The organism is Mesorhizobium sp. RSR565B (genome assembly GCF_054719465.1).
Window position 1 is genome coordinate 1780178 of sequence record NZ_JBTTIE010000001.1, and the last position, 16850, is coordinate 1797027.

General features: G+C 64.4%; 15 protein-coding genes. 3 read left to right on the forward strand and 12 right to left on the reverse strand.

Annotation, left to right across the window (positions count from 1 at the left end; all coding sequences use genetic code 11):
• Position 1: 1 nt before the first annotated feature.
• A complete protein-coding gene (locus ACYG9R_RS08470; protein ID WP_245260051.1) occupies positions 2–1954 on the reverse strand; it encodes an NHL repeat-containing protein in 1953 nt (650 codons plus the stop codon).
• 502 nt (positions 1955–2456) lie between these two features.
• Between ACYG9R_RS08470 and ACYG9R_RS08475 the strand changes: the two genes are divergently transcribed.
• Positions 2457–2711 carry a hypothetical protein gene (locus ACYG9R_RS08475; protein WP_196813587.1) on the forward strand — a complete coding sequence of 85 codons (255 nt, stop codon included), beginning with the start codon at positions 2457–2459 and terminating at the stop codon, positions 2709–2711.
• A 5-nt stretch (positions 2712–2716) separates the two neighbouring features.
• On the opposite strand, the gene ACYG9R_RS08480 is transcribed toward ACYG9R_RS08475, so the two are convergent.
• From ACYG9R_RS08480 to ACYG9R_RS08510, 7 genes are all read right to left on the reverse strand, one after another.
• Positions 2717–3652, reverse strand: coding sequence for an alpha/beta hydrolase (locus tag ACYG9R_RS08480; RefSeq protein WP_023823853.1), 936 nt, complete (start codon positions 3650–3652; stop codon positions 2717–2719).
• 124 nt (positions 3653–3776) lie between these two features.
• On the reverse strand, positions 3777–4559 hold the full coding sequence (locus ACYG9R_RS08485; protein ID WP_023819477.1) for a carnitinyl-CoA dehydratase: 783 nt from the start codon (positions 4557–4559) through the stop codon (positions 3777–3779).
• Positions 4552–6630, reverse strand: a complete 2079-nt coding sequence (locus ACYG9R_RS08490) for an acetate--CoA ligase family protein (protein WP_023823854.1) — start codon at positions 6628–6630, stop codon at positions 4552–4554. Before ACYG9R_RS08490 ends, ACYG9R_RS08485 begins: the two co-directional genes overlap by 8 nt.
• Positions 6631–6633: 3 nt before the next feature.
• Positions 6634–7797, reverse strand: a complete 1164-nt coding sequence (locus tag ACYG9R_RS08495) for an acyl-CoA dehydrogenase family protein (RefSeq protein WP_023694246.1) — start codon at positions 7795–7797, stop codon at positions 6634–6636.
• A 5-nt stretch (positions 7798–7802) separates the two neighbouring features.
• Complete coding sequence (locus ACYG9R_RS08500) at positions 7803–8897, reverse strand: carnitine 3-dehydrogenase (RefSeq protein WP_023696920.1); 1095 nt, start codon at positions 8895–8897, stop codon at positions 7803–7805.
• Positions 8898–8899: 2 nt separating this feature from the next.
• Entirely contained in the window at positions 8900–9523 is a 624-nt protein-coding gene (locus ACYG9R_RS08505) for an HD domain-containing protein (RefSeq protein WP_023715529.1), read from the reverse strand.
• Positions 9524–9537: 14 nt separating this feature from the next.
• The gene (locus tag ACYG9R_RS08510) at positions 9538–10461 is read right to left on the reverse strand and encodes a beta-keto acid cleavage family enzyme (protein WP_023738056.1); all 924 of its coding nucleotides are present in this window, start codon (positions 10459–10461) and stop codon (positions 9538–9540) included.
• Between the two features lie 76 nt (positions 10462–10537).
• Here ACYG9R_RS08510 and ACYG9R_RS08515 point away from each other — a divergent pair, with 76 nt between their 5' ends.
• A complete protein-coding gene (locus tag ACYG9R_RS08515) occupies positions 10538–11518 on the forward strand; it encodes a GlxA family transcriptional regulator (protein ID WP_023736239.1) in 981 nt (326 codons plus the stop codon).
• Positions 11519–11579: 61 nt separating this feature from the next.
• On the opposite strand, the gene ACYG9R_RS08520 is transcribed toward ACYG9R_RS08515, so the two are convergent.
• Positions 11580–11783 carry a hypothetical protein gene (locus ACYG9R_RS08520; RefSeq protein ID WP_023668865.1) on the reverse strand — a complete coding sequence of 68 codons (204 nt, stop codon included), beginning with the start codon at positions 11781–11783 and terminating at the stop codon, positions 11580–11582.
• A 205-nt stretch (positions 11784–11988) separates the two neighbouring features.
• The gene (xylA, locus tag ACYG9R_RS08525; RefSeq protein WP_023703616.1) at positions 11989–13314 is read right to left on the reverse strand and encodes a xylose isomerase; all 1326 of its coding nucleotides are present in this window, start codon (positions 13312–13314) and stop codon (positions 11989–11991) included.
• Between the two features lie 113 nt (positions 13315–13427).
• Here xylA and ACYG9R_RS08530 point away from each other — a divergent pair, with 113 nt between their 5' ends.
• Entirely contained in the window at positions 13428–13790 is a 363-nt protein-coding gene (locus ACYG9R_RS08530) for a nuclear transport factor 2 family protein (RefSeq protein ID WP_023806199.1), read from the forward strand.
• Positions 13791–13981: 191 nt separating this feature from the next.
• Here ACYG9R_RS08530 and xylB read toward each other — a convergent pair whose 3' ends face one another.
• Complete coding sequence (gene xylB, locus ACYG9R_RS08535) at positions 13982–15436, reverse strand: xylulokinase (protein ID WP_023823855.1); 1455 nt, start codon at positions 15434–15436, stop codon at positions 13982–13984.
• Between the two features lie 81 nt (positions 15437–15517).
• Positions 15518–16843: a tetratricopeptide repeat protein gene (locus tag ACYG9R_RS08540; protein WP_023823856.1), complete on the reverse strand. Its 1326-nt coding sequence runs from the start codon at positions 16841–16843 to the stop codon at positions 15518–15520.
• Positions 16844–16850 lie beyond the last annotated feature (7 nt).

The window sequence follows — 16850 nt, forward strand, 5'->3', positions numbered from 1 at the left end:
CTCAACGTTCGCAGCTGACGGCTGGGGTTCTGAGCGGCAGAGTCATCTTGCAGCAAGGGTAGTAGCCACCCTTGTCCTTGTCGGACTGCCTGTAGAAGCAAAGTCCAACATCGACTCTGTCGCCCGGAGAATGGCCGGTGATGTCGACCGTGTAAGGCTTGCCGTGAGCATGCGACTGGGGTGATGTCACCCCGACGCCTGGTGTCATGGACTGGACTTTGATCGAATCGCCGCCAAAGCCGGCATGGTCATGGAGATAGAGGTCGGCCTGGAGGCCGCGAGGCGTGCAGTAGAACTGAACATCCTCGACATCGATGCACGGAGGCAGATCGCCGGGCGGTGGGAAGCCCGGCGGATAGAACGGCGGCAGATAACCGCCGGGGATCTCTTCATAATAGCCGGCACGGCCGTCGCAGGGGTGCCAGACCTCGACGTCGCCGACATGGCCTTCCACTTCTGGGTCTTCGAAATAGCCGTCGAAGTCGACGAACCACGAGCCGAAAGGCGGCACGTTGGCCGGCTTGACCAACGGCGTCGGCGTGATCTGCACGCCGTGCACGGCAAGCGGCCCGCCGGCGGCGAGCTGGTCGGCAAGTGTCGGGTTGTCGCGCAGCTTGTCGCCGGTGTTGACCAGCGTGTCGGTGCACACGCCGGTGTCGAGATTGCCGTCGGCGTCATAGCCATATTGCAGGTCGAGCCCACCGGCCGACTGCCGGTTGCCTTGCGGGAAGCCGACCGCATATTCCTGCGGCTCTTCCACCCAGACCGATTCCGTCGCCGGATCGTCCGGGTTTTCGCGCCAGTAGCGGATGACCTCGCCCTTGCCGGAATCGGCGAACTGGCTGTAATCGTAGCGATTCTCGACCGGGCCGCGCTGCGCCAGATACATGAAGCCCTGGTTGTCGAAGGCGATGTCGGTGACGGCGTAGTCCTTGTCGGCCTTGACCGTCAGCTCCCAGCGCGGATCACCGGCAAAGCTGCCATCGCGGGCAATGCCAACCGACCAGATCTCGGCCTTTTCGCCGACCGAATAATAGAGCCGGCCGCCATGATAGGCGACGGACCAGACGCGGCGTTCGTCCTGCGTGTAGCCCCATGTGTCGGGGTCTTCCGAGTCGAAGGCAGCACCCTGTATGTCCATCACCGCACCGTCATCGGCGACGGGAGCCAGCCCATGCGCCGGCCGCCCGGCAACGCCGTGATCGAATGTGTCGATCAGCGTGCCGTTGGCGTCGAGGCGGTGGATGAAGCCCGTGTCGAGGTCGCTGGCGAAGAACTCGCGGTGATTGCTGTCGAAGCTGATGTCGCCGATGCCGGAACCGCTGTTGGTGTCAATGTCGGCGAATTTGGAGACCGCGCCGGTGATGCCGTCGATCTTCCAGATCGTGCCCGGACCGCCACCGCTTTCGGTGCCGAACTGGCCGTCCATGAAGACGGCGCCTGCGGTTCCGCGGCGCTGTCGCTCGGGCCGACCGTCGGCATCTTCGTCCGGGGTGACGATACGGATGCCGTGCAGCGAGGTCGCGCCGGCATAGAGGTTGGGGACGCCCGTGGGAACGCCGTCGCGCACACCGTCATCATAGGTAATGGCGAACACCTGGCCGATCTGTTCGGCCGTCACCTCGAAAGGCGGCGGCGTGTAGACGAGCTGGCCGGAAGCCGGTCCGCCGAGCGCCGAAACGTCGAAGACGCGCAAGGTGGCGCGCGTCGTGTCGATGAAGGTTTCGTCGACCGGGTCGACGCCGGGCGGCAGCCCCCCCCTTTCGGAATCGGCAGAGTCGAAATTGGGAATGACGGTGCCGGAAAATCCGGTGACCGCCATCGAGCCGGGATAGACGATCTGGGTTTCCTGCGCTTGGGCGGCTGTGCCCAACCAGAGCGTGGCGCTCAGCGCCAGGGCAAGCAAACCGCCGCCCAGATGGAGCGAACGGCGGAAACCGCTTGGAAACGACATGGACGCGCCGCGATCGCAGGACATAAAACTCCCCCCGAAGTTTTCGGGAGGAACATCCGGTCCGGCCGCGCGAAACAGGGCAAGGCGCGGCGTTCCGGCACGTTCGTCCCTGATCGAATTGTCTGCTTTCCTCATCTTCACGATACGCCTGCTCCTGCGCAGGGTCAACGGAATCAGCCGAAAGCCCAGCGCATCGACTCCATCCCGAAGGCGGTGGTCGCGCTGAGCTTGCGTTGGTCCCGGAGACCGTGGAGCCTCTGGGGTCCTGGTCATGGGGCATCCTTTCCGGCCCGCACCATGCGGCGCCTGGTCGTCAGTCGCCGGCTGGAGCAGAAAGGTTCATGCAAAACGGCGGCCGGGTCTGTCCGCCATTTCACAGAGGCGCGGCTAATTCCTTGTGTCAACTCAATGTGGAAAACAGTCTTGGCGCGCGAAAGACCGGCCGGCTTACTTACCGTCAGTGCCGGCTTCTGCTAGCGTCTTCCCAACCCTGGGGGGTATCATGACACGCAGGCACTTCGTTCTATTGCTGGCGGCGCTTTTTCCATGTGCGTTGCCGGTCCATCAATCCTTAGCCAAGACCTTGGTCTACTGCACCGAGGTTAGCCCCGATACGTTCGATCCCGCACTCGCCTCCGGATCCCGCGACGCCTCGGTCACCGCTCTCTACAACCGCATGGTCGAGTTCGAGCCCGGCACCACCAAGGTGCGCCCCGAGCGCATGGCCGAGACGCTGATCGCCTTTGTCCGCGGCTGAGCCGTTCACCAGATCCAGTCGCCTCTGCACAGCACCGACACCGCCTCGACGATACGGTTGAAGCTGGCGCGGGCCCGGCCAACCGTGTGCCTGGCCCGGAGATAGCCGTGCACCAGTCCCGGCTCCTCGAACCAGGTGGCATGGCCGCCGGCAGCGAGGACGCGGTCGCGATAGGCCTCGCCGTCCGACGACAGTGGGTCACACTCAGCGGTGATCAGCACTGTCGGTGGCAGGCCGGTAAAATCTGCGTCGGCCATTGGATACAAAGTGATGTCGCCGGTCCCATCGACGCCGCCGGTGCGGATATCCCTGTAGAAGTCGAGATCGCGCACCGTCAGCATCGGCGCTTCCGCATGCGTCAAATAGGAGCCTTGCGAACGGTCGCCGCCGAGGCCGGGATAGATCAGCACCTGGCCGATCGGCTTTTTGACATGGCTGCGCGTTGCGTGGGCGACAGCCGCGCAGAGATTGCCGCCGGCGCTGTCGCCGCAGAGCAAAATAGGGCAGTCGTAGTTCGAGGCCGCCCATTCGAAGGCATGCAGCGCATCGTCGAAGGCGGCAGGGTGCAGATGCTCTGGCGCCAGCCGGTAGCCGATGGAGACCACTTCGAAGCCGGTCCGGGCGCACAGCTCGGCGCAGACATCGTCATGGCTGTCCAGCCCACCGAGGATGAAGCCGCCGCCATGGATGTAAAGCACCATCGCGTCCCGGTTGGGTGAGGCAGAGCGATAGATGCGGATCGGGATGTCGTGGGCGGCAATGATTGTCGTTTCCGCCGTCACGCCATCGGGATAGCCGGCAAAAAACTCGCGGCACATCCTGTCATAGATCGCACGCTGTTGGGCGATGGTGTAGTCGATCGTGTCGGGAGGATAGTAGGAGTTGGTCTTCTCGATGAAGGCCCAGGTCTCGGCGTCGATGAGGGTTTTGTAGTCGGTCATGCAGCTCCTTTACCTCCCCCTTGATGGGGGAGGTCGCCGCGAAGCGGCGGGTGGGGGGTGGTGGCGCATCACCCCACCCCGGACCTTCGGTCCGACCCTCCCCATCGAGGGGAGGGTAAAGAGGCTACTTCCCCTTCCACACCGGGTCGCGCTTTTCCGCGAACGCACGAAACCCTTCCATATTGTCCTCCGAGCCATACAGCGCATCGACCGTCGCCAATTGCCGACGCGTCACGCGGTTCATCGCGTCCTGGAAGGTCAGCGCCTCGGCCACCCGCGCCGTCTCCTTGATCGCGGCAAACACCAGCGGCGGGCCGCTGGCGAGCAGCCGGGCGATCTCCCAGACGCGCTCCTCGAGCTTGTCCTTGGGCAGCACTTCGTTGACCAGGCCCCAGCGATGCGCTTCCGCCACATCCATCCAGCGGCCGGTGAGCAAGAGGTCCATGGCGACGTGATAGGGAATGCGCTTCGGCAACTTGATCGTCGCGGCATCCGCCAGCGTGCCGGCGCGGATTTCGGGCAGGGCGAAGGAGGAATGGTCGGAGGCGAAGATGAGGTCGCAGGACAGCGCCAATTCGAAGCCGCCGCCCACCGCCATGCCGTTGACGCAGGCGATCACCGGCTTGTTCATGTCGCGCAGCTCCTGCAGGCCGGCAAAGCCGCCGACGCCATAGTCGCCGTCGACCGCATCGCCACCGGCTGCTGCCTTCAAATCCCAGCCGGCGCAGAAGAACTTGTCGCCGGCGGTCTTGACGATGGCGACGCGCAGTTCCGGATCGTCGCGGAACGCCTTGAAGGTCTCGCCCATCAGCCGCGACGTTTTCAGGTCGATGGCGTTGGCCTTGGGCCGGTCGAGCGTGACCTCGAGGATGGTGCCTTCGCGGCGAGTTGAAATGACGTCAGACATTCTTCTTCTCTCCCAGCACCAGCAGCGCGTCGGCAATCCAGGCGCCCTTGCCTTCGGCGCAGACGATCAGCGGGTTGATGTCGAGTTCCTCGATCTCGCCGGCATTCTTCTGCACGAAGCCGGCAATGCCTGCGATGGCGTCGATGGCCGCGGCGACATCGGCCTTCGGCCGGCCGCGATAGCCCTCAAGCAGAGGGAACAGTTTCAGGCCGCGTAGCGCCGCCTCGATATCGTCGCGCGTTGCCGGCAGCATCAAGGTCACGCTGTCGCGCAACAGCTCGACCAGCACGCCGCCAGTTCCCAGCGTCATGACGGCGCCGAACATCGGGTCGCGGGTAAAGCCGACAATCAGCTCGGCGACGCCGTCGCGCACCATGCGCTCGACATAGAGCCCGGTGCCGAGCGGCAAGAGATCGTGCGCCGCGGTGCTGACGGATTCGGCGTCCTTGAGGTTAAGCCTGACAGCGCCGACCTCCGACTTGTGGGTGACGCCAAGCGCCTTCAACGCCACCGGGAAGCCGAGCGCCATCGACGAAATCACCGCTTCGACGGCATTGGCGGCGCGTTCGGCCTTCGGCACCGGCAAGCCGGCCTCGATCAGCCGCGCCTTGGCCTCGGCCTCATCAGGCGTGACATGGTCGCCTCCGGCCGCACCTGCAGCCGTGGTGTCGATCGGCTGCGCCTGCGGCTCGGCCCAGGCCCAGCCGATGAAGGCTGCCGCGCCTGCGGCGTCCATGGCCTCGGAAATGCCGAACAACGGCACCATGCCGCGCGCCATCAGTTCGGCGGTGTATTCCTCCGGCAGGTTCTCCGGCAGCGAGGAGACGATCGCACCATGCGCATTGTTGGTCTTCAGCGCCGATTCGAAGGCGCGCAGCGTCGCCCACCAGTCGGTGACCGAGCAGCGGTCGGGGCGTGGAAAGTCGAGCACCAGCATGTTGAGGTCGAAGCCGCCCGACACCATGGCGGTGAAGGTGGCGGTCATCGCCGGTTCGTTGTTCCAGATGAAGGTGTGATAGTCCAACGGGTTGGCGACCGCGACCAGCGGCCCGAGCGTCGATTTGACATGGGCGCGGTGCTTGCTGGTGAGCTCCGGGAAATTGACCCAGCGGCCTTCGGCGCTGTCGGCCATGACCGAGGCTTCGCCGCCGGAGCAGCTCATCGACGACAGACGATAGCCGGGCAGCGGCCCGGTGACATGCAGCAGCTTCAGCGCCTCGATGAAAGCGGGGATGGAATCGACGCGGGCAATTCCGAGCCGCCGCAGGAATGCGCCCGAGGCAGCGTCCGAGCCGGCCAGCGATGCCGTGTGCGAGACCGTCGCCTGCCGCGCCTGTTCGGAGCGACCGACCTTCATGGCGATGATCGGCTTCTTCAGTTCGCGCGCGCGCGCGGCCAGCTTCTCGAAGCCGGCTACCGAATCGAAGGCTTCGATGTGCAGGCCGAGCGAGGTGACGCGCTCATCCTCGATCAGGCCAAGCGCCATTTCGGAGAGGCCGGTCTGCGCCTGGTTGCCGGCGGTCATCAGGAAGGCGATCGGCAGGCCGCGCTTCTGCATCGTCATGTTGATGGCGATGTTGGAGGACTGGGTGATGATGGCGACGCCTTTGGCGCCTTCGGGCAGCCGGATGCCGCCATGCTGGTCGGGCCACAACAGCGCGCCATCGGCATAGTTGATCAGGCCGTAGCAGTTCGGCCCGATGATCGGCATCTGGCCGGCCGCGGCCACCAGTTCGGCCTGCAGCCGCTCGCCGTCGTCGTCATAGGCCTCGGTCTCGAGAAAGCCCGCGGCAAAACAGACGGCGCCGCCGGCGCCGCGCTCAGCCAGCGCCTTGATTACCTCGATGGTGAGATGCCGGTTGACGCCGACAAAGGCGGCGTCGGGCGCCCCGGGCAATTCGGCGACCGAGCGATAGGCCTTGCGGCCGGCGACCTCGTCCTTGTTCGGATGCACCGGCCAGATTTCGCCGACAAAGCCCATCTTGATCGATTGGGCGACGACGGCGGCGGCCTGGGCCCCGCCGAACACCGCGATGGATTTTGGGCGCAACAGACGCTCGAGCTTGTGCATGGGTTATGCCCCGAACGGGCGCAGCAGCGCCCGCGAAATGATGTGGCGCTGGATTTCCGACGTCCCTTCCCAGATGCGCTCGACGCGGGCGTCGCGCCAGATGCGTTCCAACGGCAGGTCGTCCATCAGCCCCATGCCACCATGGATCTGGATGGCTTCGTCGGCAACGAAGGCGAGCATTTCGGTAGCCTTCAGCTTCGCCATGGCCATGTCCTGATCGGTGACGGTGCCCTGATCGTACTTCCAGCCGGCTTCGAACACCATCAGGTCCGCCGCCTTCAATTCGGTCGCCATGTCGGCGAGTTTGAACGACACGCCCTGGAACTTGCCGATCTGCTGGCCGAACTGCTGGCGCTGCGCGGAATATTCGATGGCATGACCGAGCGCCCGCTCGGCGCGGCCGAGACAGGTGGCGCCGACCTGCAGGCGCGTGGCGCCGAGCCAGGAATTGGCGACGTCGAAGCCCTTGTGGACCTCACCCAGCACCTGGCTTGCCGGCAGGCGGCAATCGTCGAATTCGAGGATGGCGTTGGTGTAGCCGCGATGCGAGACGTTGCGGTAGCCGTCGCGCACGGTGAACCCCTTGGTGCCCTTGTCGACGAAGAAGGCGGTGATCTTCTTGCGCTTGCCGCGCGGCGTTTCTTCCTCGCCCGAAGCCATGAAACAAATCGCGAAATCGGCAAGATCGGCATGGGAGATGAAATGCTTGGTGCCGTTAAGGACCCAGTCGTGGCCGTCCTGCACCGCGGTCGCCTTCATGCCTCGCAGGTCGGAGCCGGCGCCGGGCTCGGTCATCGCCAGGCAGTCCCACTTCTCGCCGCGGATGCACGGGAACAGGTACTTTTCGCGCTGCTCGGGCGTGCCGGCGAGCAGGATGTTGGAGGGGCGCGCGACGCAGGTCCAGTGCAGCGCATAGTTGGCGCGGCCGAGTTCCTTCTCGTAGAGCAGCCAAGTCACCGTATCGAGGCCGGCGCCACCGACATCGGCCGGCATGTTGGCCGCATAGAGCCCCGCTTCGATTGCCTTGACCTTGATCTCCTCGATCAGCTCGCGGCGCAGCACGCCGGTGCGCTCGACCTCGCGTTCATGCGGGTAAAGCTCGTTCTCGACGAAAGCGCGCGTCGTCTCGACAATGAGCTTCTGTTCCTCCGACAGCCCGAAATCCATGGTCTTCAGCCCTTCTTCTTTTTCTTCGGTTTTTCCGCCTTCTTTACCGGCTTGGATGCCTTGGACTTCTCGGCGGCCCTGGATGCGGCCGGCTTCTTCGCCGCCAGCTTGGCCAATTGCCTGGTATAGTCCTTGTGCAAGGCGCCGGCGCCCCAGCCCTTGCCTTTGTTCTGTTTCGACAGAGCATCCATAATCGCGACCAGATTGTCGTCGCGGATCTTTTCCAGCTCACGGATCGACAGGCCATGCGCCTGGTCGTCCGACTGGGTGGCGATCAGATCAACCAGCTCGTCGTTGAACTCCGGGACGTCCATCAGCTTGGTCCACGGCCATTTCAGGCACGGCCCGAACTGCGCCATAAAGTGGCGCATGCCGGCCTCGCCGCCGGCGACGCGGTAGACCTGGAACATGCCCATCTGAGCCCAGCGCAGGCCGAAGCCATAGCGCATGATGTCGTCGAGTTCCTCAACGGTGCAGATGCCGTCCTTGATCAGCCACAGCGCCTCGCGCCACGCCGCCTCCAGCAGGCGGTCGCCGACAAAGGCCTCGATCTCCTTACGGATCACCACCGGCTTCATGCCGATCGAGGCATAGATTTCCTTGGCAACCTCGATCGCTTCGGGGAACGTCTGCTCGCCGCCGACGATCTCGACCAGCGGCAGCAGGTAGACCGGGTTGAAGGGATGTCCGACAACCAGACGCTCCGGATGCTTCTTCATCGCGACCTGCATGTCGGTCGGCTTGATGCCGGAGGTAGACGAGCCGACTATGGCGTTCGCCGGCGCATAAAGGTCGATCTCGGCCAGCACGCGGTGTTTGAGGTCGAGCCGCTCCGGCACGCTCTCCTGGATGAAATCGGCGTCGGCCACCGCCTCGGCGATGGTCTTGGCAAAGGTCAGTCTGCCTTCCCTGGGCAGGCCGCCTGGAACCATCTGCTTGTAGGCGCGGCGCGCGCCCTTCATCACTTCCGAGACCTTGCGCGATGCCTCCGGATCGGGATCGAAGATCGACACGTCGATGCCGTTGAGCAGCAGCCGCGCCACCCAGCCGGCGCCAATGACACCGCCGCCAATGGCGGCTGCCTTGTTGATGATGCTCATGGTCAGGCTCCGGTTCTTGTCTTGGCGGTTTCGGGGTCGATGAGAGGCACGCGCTCGCCGGAGCGGATCACGAAGGGGTCGTAGGCCTTGCGGGCGAAGACTTCGAGCACGAAGGGCCAGAAGAATTCGATCGGCAGCGTGTCGTAGTCCGGGTCGAAGCTCGACTGGTCCCAGCGTTCGCAAAACTGGTCGCAATCGTCGAAATAGGCATGGCCGGCGAAGCGGTCGCGAGCGTGGCGGTTGCCGCCGAGATGATGCGCGTAATAGAGCCGCTGGAAGTCGCCATGCTTTTCCACCACCCAGGTGCATTGCTCGCGCACGAAAGGTTTCAGGATCGAGGCGGCGTATTCGTCGTGATTGTAGGGAGCGTAGATGTCGCCGATGTCGTGCAGCAGCGCGCAGGCGATCCAGTCGGTGTCGGCGCCGTCACGCCAGGCCCGCGTCGCCGCCTGCAGCGAATGGCCGAGCCTGGTGATCTTGTAGCCCGACAGGCCTTCGTCGAGTTGCACCAGTGCGTCGAGCAGCCGCTCGCCGGTCCTGGCGGCATAGTCGATCTCATGGGCGGTCAGGAACTCATAGTCTTGCCTGTCGCCATCCTTCATCGCAGTGAATTTGACGGTAGCCATGATCCGCTCCCGTCTTAAGCAGCCGCTGCGATCGGCGCCCGCTTGGTGAGGTTGAGCTTCCTGCGCACTTCCTCGGGTCCCAGAATCCTGGCGCCGAGATTGGTGACGATGCTGGCGGCGCGCTCGACCAGTTGCGCATTGGTGGCCAGCACGCCCTTGTCGAGCCAGAGATTGTCTTCGAGACCGACGCGGACATTGCCGCCGGCGAGCACTGCAGCGGCTGCATAGGCCATCTGGTTGCGGCCGATGGCGAAGGCCGACCAGTTCCAGGTCGACGGCACGTTGTTAACCATGGCCATGAAGGTGTTGAGGTCGTCCGGCGCCCCCCACGGCACACCCATGCAGAGCTGCACCAGCGCGTCGGGATTCAAGACCTTTTCTTCGACCAGCTGCTTGGCGAACCAGAGGTGGCCGGTATCGAAGGCTTCGATCTCCGGCTTGACGCCGAGCGCCGTCATCATGCCGCCCATGGCGCGCAGCATGCCGGGCGTGTTGGTCATGACATAATCGGCCTCGGCGAAGTTCATGGTGCCGCAATCCAGCGTGCAGATTTCCGGCAGGCACTGGCGCACATGTTCCATGCGGTTGGTGGCGCCGCCCATGTCGGTGCCGTTTTCATTGAGCGGCAGCGGCGCTTCCGGTGAGCCGAACACCATGTCGCCGCCCATCCCGGCGGTCAGGTTCAGGATCACATCGACTTCTGCCGCGCGGATGCGGTCCGTCACTTCGCGGTAGAGATGGATATCGCGGCGCGGCTTGCCGGTCTCGGGGTCGCGGACATGGCAGTGGACGATGGCGGCACCGGCCTTGGCCGCATCGATCGCCGAATCGGCGATCTGCTTGGGCGAGCGTGGCACATGCGGGGAGCGGTCCTGCGAGCCGCCGGACCCGGTCACGGCACAGGTAATGAAAACCTCACGGTTCATCGCGAGCGGCATGGACATCTCCTCCCATAGAAACAGACCCAACAATGCCCGACTTGCCGGAAACTGTTTTGCGATTTACGAAGCTCTCATGATCAAGAGCGAAAAACCGACCATCTTTCGCGCCGAGCGATCGCCGCTCAAGGTGACGCTGCTGGTGTTTTCAGGCTCGTCCATCATGTGCGTGGCGTCGGCCGTCGACCCGCTGCGCGCCGCCAATCGCATTTCCGGCGAGACGCTGTTCGATTTCAAACTGGTCTCGGTCACCGGCGAGGCGCCGGTCACCACATGCGGCCTGCCGGTGGCGGTCAGGGGCCGCTTCGATGCGGCCGAGCCGACCGACGTGCTTGTCGTCGTCGCCGGCTTCGGCACCCAGAATTACGCGACATCGGCTCTGCTTTCCGGATTACGGCGAGCGGCCCGCGCGGCTCGCGCCTGCGGCGGCGTCGAGGCCGGCACATGGCTGGTGGCGCGCGCCGGCCTCCTCGAAGGCCGCAGCGCCACCACCCATTGGGAAGACATGGAGGATTTTTCCTCCGCCTTTCCCGGCGTCGACGTGCGTCCGGACCGCTACGTCATCGACGGACCGGTGTTCACCTCGGGCGGGGCGTCGCCGACCTTCGACCTGATGCTGCATCTGATCCGCACCCGGCTCGGCATGGCCGTCGCGCTCGATGTCGCCAGCGTCTTCATCTACGACCAGGCGCGCGCCGCGACCGACGCGCAGCCGCTGGTCTCGCTCGGCCGGCTCGACGGCTACGACCCGCGTCTGGCGCAGGCTATCCGGCTGATGGAATCGCATGTCGACCAGCCGCTGACCATCGACGCGGTGGCAAAACGCGCCGGGGTGACGGCGCGGACATTGGAGAGCATTTTTCGCAAGTCGATCGGCGAGACGCCGGGCGCATATTATCTCAGGCTGCGGCTGGGCGCGGCGCGGCGGCTGGTGGTCGACACGCGGATCGCCATGGCGGATATTGCCGGGCGGACGGGGTTCTCGTCCGCCGCGGCATTTTCCAGAGCGTTTTCAAGAGCGTTCGGCGAAGCCCCGGTCAGGCTGCGCCGAGGTTGATGCATGTCGCCCAAAAGTGTGTCGCGGTTTTGGGATAACGACATGCACAGACAAAGGGAGATCAGGCTGCGTTCTGTCGATCGCTGCCGGCGTCCATCTGCGAGCGCATCTGCCTCGCCAGACGGACTTCAAATCGGCTGCTGACAGCACGATCCCATTCGTTTTTCACGCTGTCGGTCGGCCGCGGCAGCGCCATCAGCCGGTCGATGATCGATCCGGTCTCGCCGGATGAGAGCAGGGCGTCGATTTCGCGTTCATGCTGCATATCGGTTCGCCTCCTTCCTTTTCACCCGCCACAACCGCATCCTTATACGAGATACGTGACGGCAGTTTGAAGGCAAGAGCGAGGTCATTGAGGGGCGCCAAAGGGCAAACCCTTGTCGTCGGATAGGGTCTTGCGCAAACCCCGTTCCGGGGCGGCCGGAATGTTATCCAGCCACCCTTGAGCACAACGAATCGGCTTTCCGCCCTCAGACGTAGCGGTTGACGATGTTTTCCAGCAACTCCTGGCGGCCGGAGCGTGGCTGCGGCTCGATCTTCTTCTTCACCACGCGCTCGGCGATGTCTTCCAGCGAGCGCTTGCCCGACAGCATCGCCTTGCCCTCGGCCGTGTTCCAACCGGCATAGCGCTCGGCCAGCGGACCCGACAGCGCCTTGTCCTCGACCATCTTCGCGGCTGCCTTGAGGCCTCGTGCGCAGGAATCCATGCCGCCGATATGGCCGATCAGCAGGTCCTGCGGGTCGAGCGACTGGCGGCGCAGCTTGGCGTCGAAATTGGTGCCGCCGGTCTTGAAGCCGCCGGCCTGCAACACCTGGTAATAGGCCAGCGCCATCTCCGGCACATTGTTGGGGAACTGGTCGGTGTCCCAGCCCGACTGGTAGTCGTTGCGGTTCATGTCGATCGAGCCGAAGACGCCGAGCGCATTGGCCAGCGCCAGCTCGTGTTCGAAGGAATGGCCGGCGAGAATCGCGTGGCCCTGCTCGATGTTAAGCTTCACTTCCTTCTCCAGCCCGAAGCGCTTGAGGAAACCGTAGACCGTGGCGACGTCGTAGTCGTACTGATGCTTGGTCGGCTCCTGCGGTTTCGGCTCGATCAGGATCGTGCCTTTGAAGCCAATCTTGTGCTTGTAGTCGACGACCAGGCTGAGGAAGCGCCCGGCCTGCTCCTGCTCGCGGGCAAGATCGGTGTTGAGCAGCGTTTCATAGCCCTCGCGCCCGCCCCACAGTACATAATTCTCGCCCTTCAGCCGCTTGGTGACGTCGATGCAGCTTTTCACCGTCGCCGCCGCATAGGCGAAGACATCCGGATCGGGATTGGTGGCGGCGCCCGACATGAAGCGGCGGTTGGAGAACAGGTTGGCCGTACCCCAGAGCAGCTTGACGCCGGTCTTCTTCATCTTGGCGGCAAAATAGTCGGCGATCTCGTCGAGCCGCGCGGCACTTTCGGAGAAATCCTTTCCTTCGGGCCGCACGTCGGCGTCGTGAAAGCAGAAATAGGGGGCGCCGAGCAGCGAGAACATCTCGAAGGCGACGTCGGCTTTCAGCTTGGCCAGTTCCATCGTGTCGACGCCGCCAGCCTTGGGAAACCAGGGCCGGTCGAAGGTCTGGCCGCCAAAGGGATCGCCGCCCGGCCAGGCGAAAGAATGCCAGTAGGCGACGGCGAAGCGCAGATGGTCTTCCAGCCGTTTGCCGGCCACCACCTCGTCGGGATTGTAGAAGCGGTAGGCCAGCGGGTTGATCGAATCCGGCCCCTCATACTTGATCGCTTTGATGTCGCCGAAAAATCCGCTGCTCATGATTTCTGTCCTCTCTCGAATAGTTCACCCTGATTACCTCAGGCGTAATTGGTTTCGCTCTCGCTTGGGGTGAAAAGCCTCGTGTCAAAGCCACTCAACGAAGGAGACAGACCATGACCGACCTCAACACGATCGCCCAGAACTACATCACCGCCTGGAACGAGGCCGATGCGGATCGCCGTGCCGAACTGCTCAAGGCCACCTTCACCGAAGACGTCAGCTACCGCGATCCGCTCATGCAGGGCGACGGCCACGCCGGCGTTGCTGGGCTGATCGACGGCGTACAGCAGCGCTTCGCCGGCTTCCGGTTCTCGCTGAGGGGCCAGCCGGACGGGTTTGGCGACCGCATCCGCTTCTCGTGGAACCTTGGGCCGGAAGGCGTGCCGTCGGTTATCGAAGGCACCGATATCGGTGTTATCGAAAATGGGCGCCTGAAGAGCGTCACCGGGTTTCTCGACAAGGTGCCGGCGCAGTGATCGATTAAGGGTGGCGCGAGACACCCCCCTCTGCCCTGCCGGGCATCTCCCCCGCAAGGAGGGAGATTGGCTGGCATCCACGCCTTCGCTAATCACCCACCTTACAAGACTGGCATACCCGCCGACGCTGCCGATCTCCCCCCTTGCGGGGGAGATGCCCGGCAGGGCAGAGGGGGGTGCCTCGCGCCGACTCACGCGGTCATGCCTTTGATCGCCGGGTATAGCGCCCGGTAGCGCTGGTACGCATCGGCATACGCCCCGCCAAGCGCAGCATCCGGCTCGATCGTCGCATCCGTCCTAGGCGCCGTGCACACCGCCAGCGGATCAGCCCCTGTCGCCGCGATCAGACCAAGCCTCGCCGCGCCAAAGGCAGCACCGAAATCGCCGTCGGCCGGAATGTCCACGGGCACCTGCAGCGCCGTAGCGATCGCCTTCAGCCAGTAGCGCGAGCGCGAGCCGCCGCCGATTGCCGTCACCCGCGTCAAATCCGTGCCGGCGGTCTTCAAGGCTTCGAGACTGTCGCGGAATGCGAAGGCGACGCCCTCGAGCACGGCCTGCGTCAGCACTGCGCGCCCGGATTCATGCGCCAGTCCGGTGAAGGACCCACGAATGGCGGAATCATTGTGCGGCGTGCGCTCGCCCGAGAGATAGGGCAGGAACGACACCCCGCTAGGCGCTTTCAGCACATCGCCAAGTTCGGCGGTCAATTCGCCGGCCTTCTTGCCTGAAATCTCCGACAGCCAGTTCAGCGAATCGGTCGCCGACAGGATGACGCCCATCTGGTGCCAGGTGTTTGGCAGCGCGTGACAGAAGGTGTGCACCGCGCTGGCCGGATTGGGCAAATAGGACGCGTTGGCGGCAAACAGCACGCCGGATGTGCCAAGCGACACGAAGGCATGGCCGGCGCCGACCGTGCCCATGCCGCAGGCCGAAGCAGCATTGTCGCCGGCGCCGCCGGCAACCGGGGTGCCCGATGCTATGCCCCAGCTGGCGGCCAGTTCGGCGCGCAAGGCGCCGGCCTTCTCCGTGCCTTCGACCAGCGACGGCATCTGCCTTTCGTCGAGCGATGTCGCCGCAAGCAATTCGGGGGACCAGCGCCGTTTGCCGACATCGAGCCAGGAGGTGCCGGCCGAGTCGGACATTTCTGAGATATGCTCGCCGGTCAGCCACAGCCGCAGGAAATCCTTCGGCAAAAGCACCTTCGCCACTTTGGCGAAGACGGAGGGCTCATTGTTCTTCACCCAGGCGAGTTTCGGCGCCGTGAAGCCGGGGAAGACGATGTTGCCGGTGAGTTGGCGAAAGCGAGGGTCGGCATCGAGCGCCGCGGCCTCGGCGTGGCTGCGCGTATCGTTCCACAGAATGCAGGGGCGCAGCACCTGGTCGCCGGCGTGGAGCAAGGTGGCGCCATGCATATGGCCGGAAAGGCCGATGCCTTTGACTGCGGCAAGCTCTTTCGGGTGCGAGGCTTTCAGCTCGGCAATGGCCGTCTCGCAGGCGCGGATCCAGTCGGCGGGGTTTTGTTCGGACCAGCCGGGATGCGGCCGCGATACGTCAAGCGAAGCATGGCCGGAGCCGATGATCTTCTGCCCGGCATCGATCAACAGCGCCTTGACGCCCGACGTGCCGAGATCGAGGCCGAGATACATGCATTCCTCCCATCGCCATTAATTTTTTCGGGTCTCGAAAAAATCTGGCTTGCCAGTTTTTAAAACAAGATCCGCCGCGGGTCAATTCTCTGACAAATTGGCGGCGCGTTGCGAAAACAGCGCCGACAGCGGACTGTCCGGCCGGACCAGTGCGCGCTCGGCCGTCAACGCCCAGGCAAGCGCCGTGTCGTCGGCGCGCAACGCCGCCTCGATCAGCGTGAGATCAATCACATCGCGCTGGGCGTGGCTGCCGCCAAAGCGATGGGCAATGGCGCGGATCGGTCGGATCAGGCGCACCGCTTCGCTATAATTGCCCTCGCCGAATGCCTTGATGCCTTCCGTCAGTGGCTGGCCGACATCCCGGGTAAAGGCGGCGTTGTCGTCGCTGCCGCGCATCGCCTCGTGCTGGGCTTCGAGCAAGATCTTGACCGGCGCTTCGAGACCGGCGCCGACGAATGCCATCATCGCATGCGCATCGTTGAAGGCGTAATTGCCGGCTCCAGCCTTCGGCGCCCAGTTGGCAGCGAGCGCTGCCCAGCGGTCGCCGACATCGACACCGCCGAGATAAAGCCGCCACAGGATCGCAGAGGCGTCGATCATGTTCAGCGCCAGCGTCGAACGCTCGCCATAGATCGGCCCGTCATAGAGCTTGAGCACCTCGTCGGTCTCGCCGAGATCGTAGTGGAACAGCGCCAGATGCCACCAATTATGCACCTGCAGGAAGCTTTCCTTCGTCCACGCCTCGGGGTCGGCGCGCATCCAGGCGATGCCGTCCCGTTGCCGGCTCTGCATCTCCATGACATGGGCGACCGCATGCTGCGCCCAGCCGTCTCGCGGCTCGATCTCGATCGCCTGTCGGCCGAAACTTTCGGCTCTGACATAGTCGCCCATCTCCTCGAGACCGAAGGCCTGCATACCGATAATGGCGTGATAACCTGGCATGCCGCTCTGCCAGGACGGTAGCGCGCGGCCGATACGGTCGCGCAGCATGCGGGCATTGCCGGTGAAGAAGTCGATCTGGTGGCCGACCTGCAACGCCACCGCGTCGAGCGGGTTGTCGATGGCGATATCTTCGAGCAGGCGCGCGGCGTCATGCCAGCGTCCCTCGGCAAGGTGGCCAAGGGCCGCCACATGCGCCTGTTCGCGCGGCGTCGCGGCAAGCGGCAGTGCCGCAGCATGGCATTCCTGGGCGACCGCCGTTGCCTCGCGTTCGGTGGCGAGGCCGAACAGATACCCCTTGAAGACATGCGCCATGACGAAACCGGGATCCGCCGATATGGCGCGGTCAACGGAGCCGACCGGGTCGCCGACGAAGCATTGCAATTCATGCACGGCCTGGCTGTAGGGTGAAAACCCGGCCTCGGTCGCGCCCGAAAACATTAGGCCGAATGGATCTCTTACTGCCATATCGGCC

Coding starts and splice junctions, on each gene's coding strand:
- ACYG9R_RS08470 (WP_245260051.1), bottom strand. CDS start 1,954: ATGTCGTTTCCAAGCGGTTTCCGCCGTTCGCTCCATCTGGGCGGCGGT.
- ACYG9R_RS08475 (WP_196813587.1), top strand. CDS start 2,457: ATGACACGCAGGCACTTCGTTCTATTGCTGGCGGCGCTTTTTCCATGT.
- ACYG9R_RS08480 (WP_023823853.1), bottom strand. CDS start 3,652: ATGACCGACTACAAAACCCTCATCGACGCCGAGACCTGGGCCTTCATC.
- ACYG9R_RS08485 (WP_023819477.1), bottom strand. CDS start 4,559: ATGTCTGACGTCATTTCAACTCGCCGCGAAGGCACCATCCTCGAGGTC.
- ACYG9R_RS08490 (WP_023823854.1), bottom strand. CDS start 6,630: ATGCACAAGCTCGAGCGTCTGTTGCGCCCAAAATCCATCGCGGTGTTC.
- ACYG9R_RS08495 (WP_023694246.1), bottom strand. CDS start 7,797: ATGGATTTCGGGCTGTCGGAGGAACAGAAGCTCATTGTCGAGACGACG.
- ACYG9R_RS08500 (WP_023696920.1), bottom strand. CDS start 8,897: ATGAGCATCATCAACAAGGCAGCCGCCATTGGCGGCGGTGTCATTGGC.
- ACYG9R_RS08505 (WP_023715529.1), bottom strand. CDS start 9,523: ATGGCTACCGTCAAATTCACTGCGATGAAGGATGGCGACAGGCAAGAC.
- ACYG9R_RS08510 (WP_023738056.1), bottom strand. CDS start 10,461: ATGCCGCTCGCGATGAACCGTGAGGTTTTCATTACCTGTGCCGTGACC.
- ACYG9R_RS08515 (WP_023736239.1), top strand. CDS start 10,538: ATGATCAAGAGCGAAAAACCGACCATCTTTCGCGCCGAGCGATCGCCG.
- ACYG9R_RS08520 (WP_023668865.1), bottom strand. CDS start 11,783: ATGCAGCATGAACGCGAAATCGACGCCCTGCTCTCATCCGGCGAGACC.
- xylA (WP_023703616.1), bottom strand. CDS start 13,314: ATGAGCAGCGGATTTTTCGGCGACATCAAAGCGATCAAGTATGAGGGG.
- ACYG9R_RS08530 (WP_023806199.1), top strand. CDS start 13,428: ATGACCGACCTCAACACGATCGCCCAGAACTACATCACCGCCTGGAAC.
- xylB (WP_023823855.1), bottom strand. CDS start 15,436: ATGTATCTCGGCCTCGATCTCGGCACGTCGGGCGTCAAGGCGCTGTTG.
- ACYG9R_RS08540 (WP_023823856.1), bottom strand. CDS start 16,843: ATGGCAGTAAGAGATCCATTCGGCCTAATGTTTTCGGGCGCGACCGAG.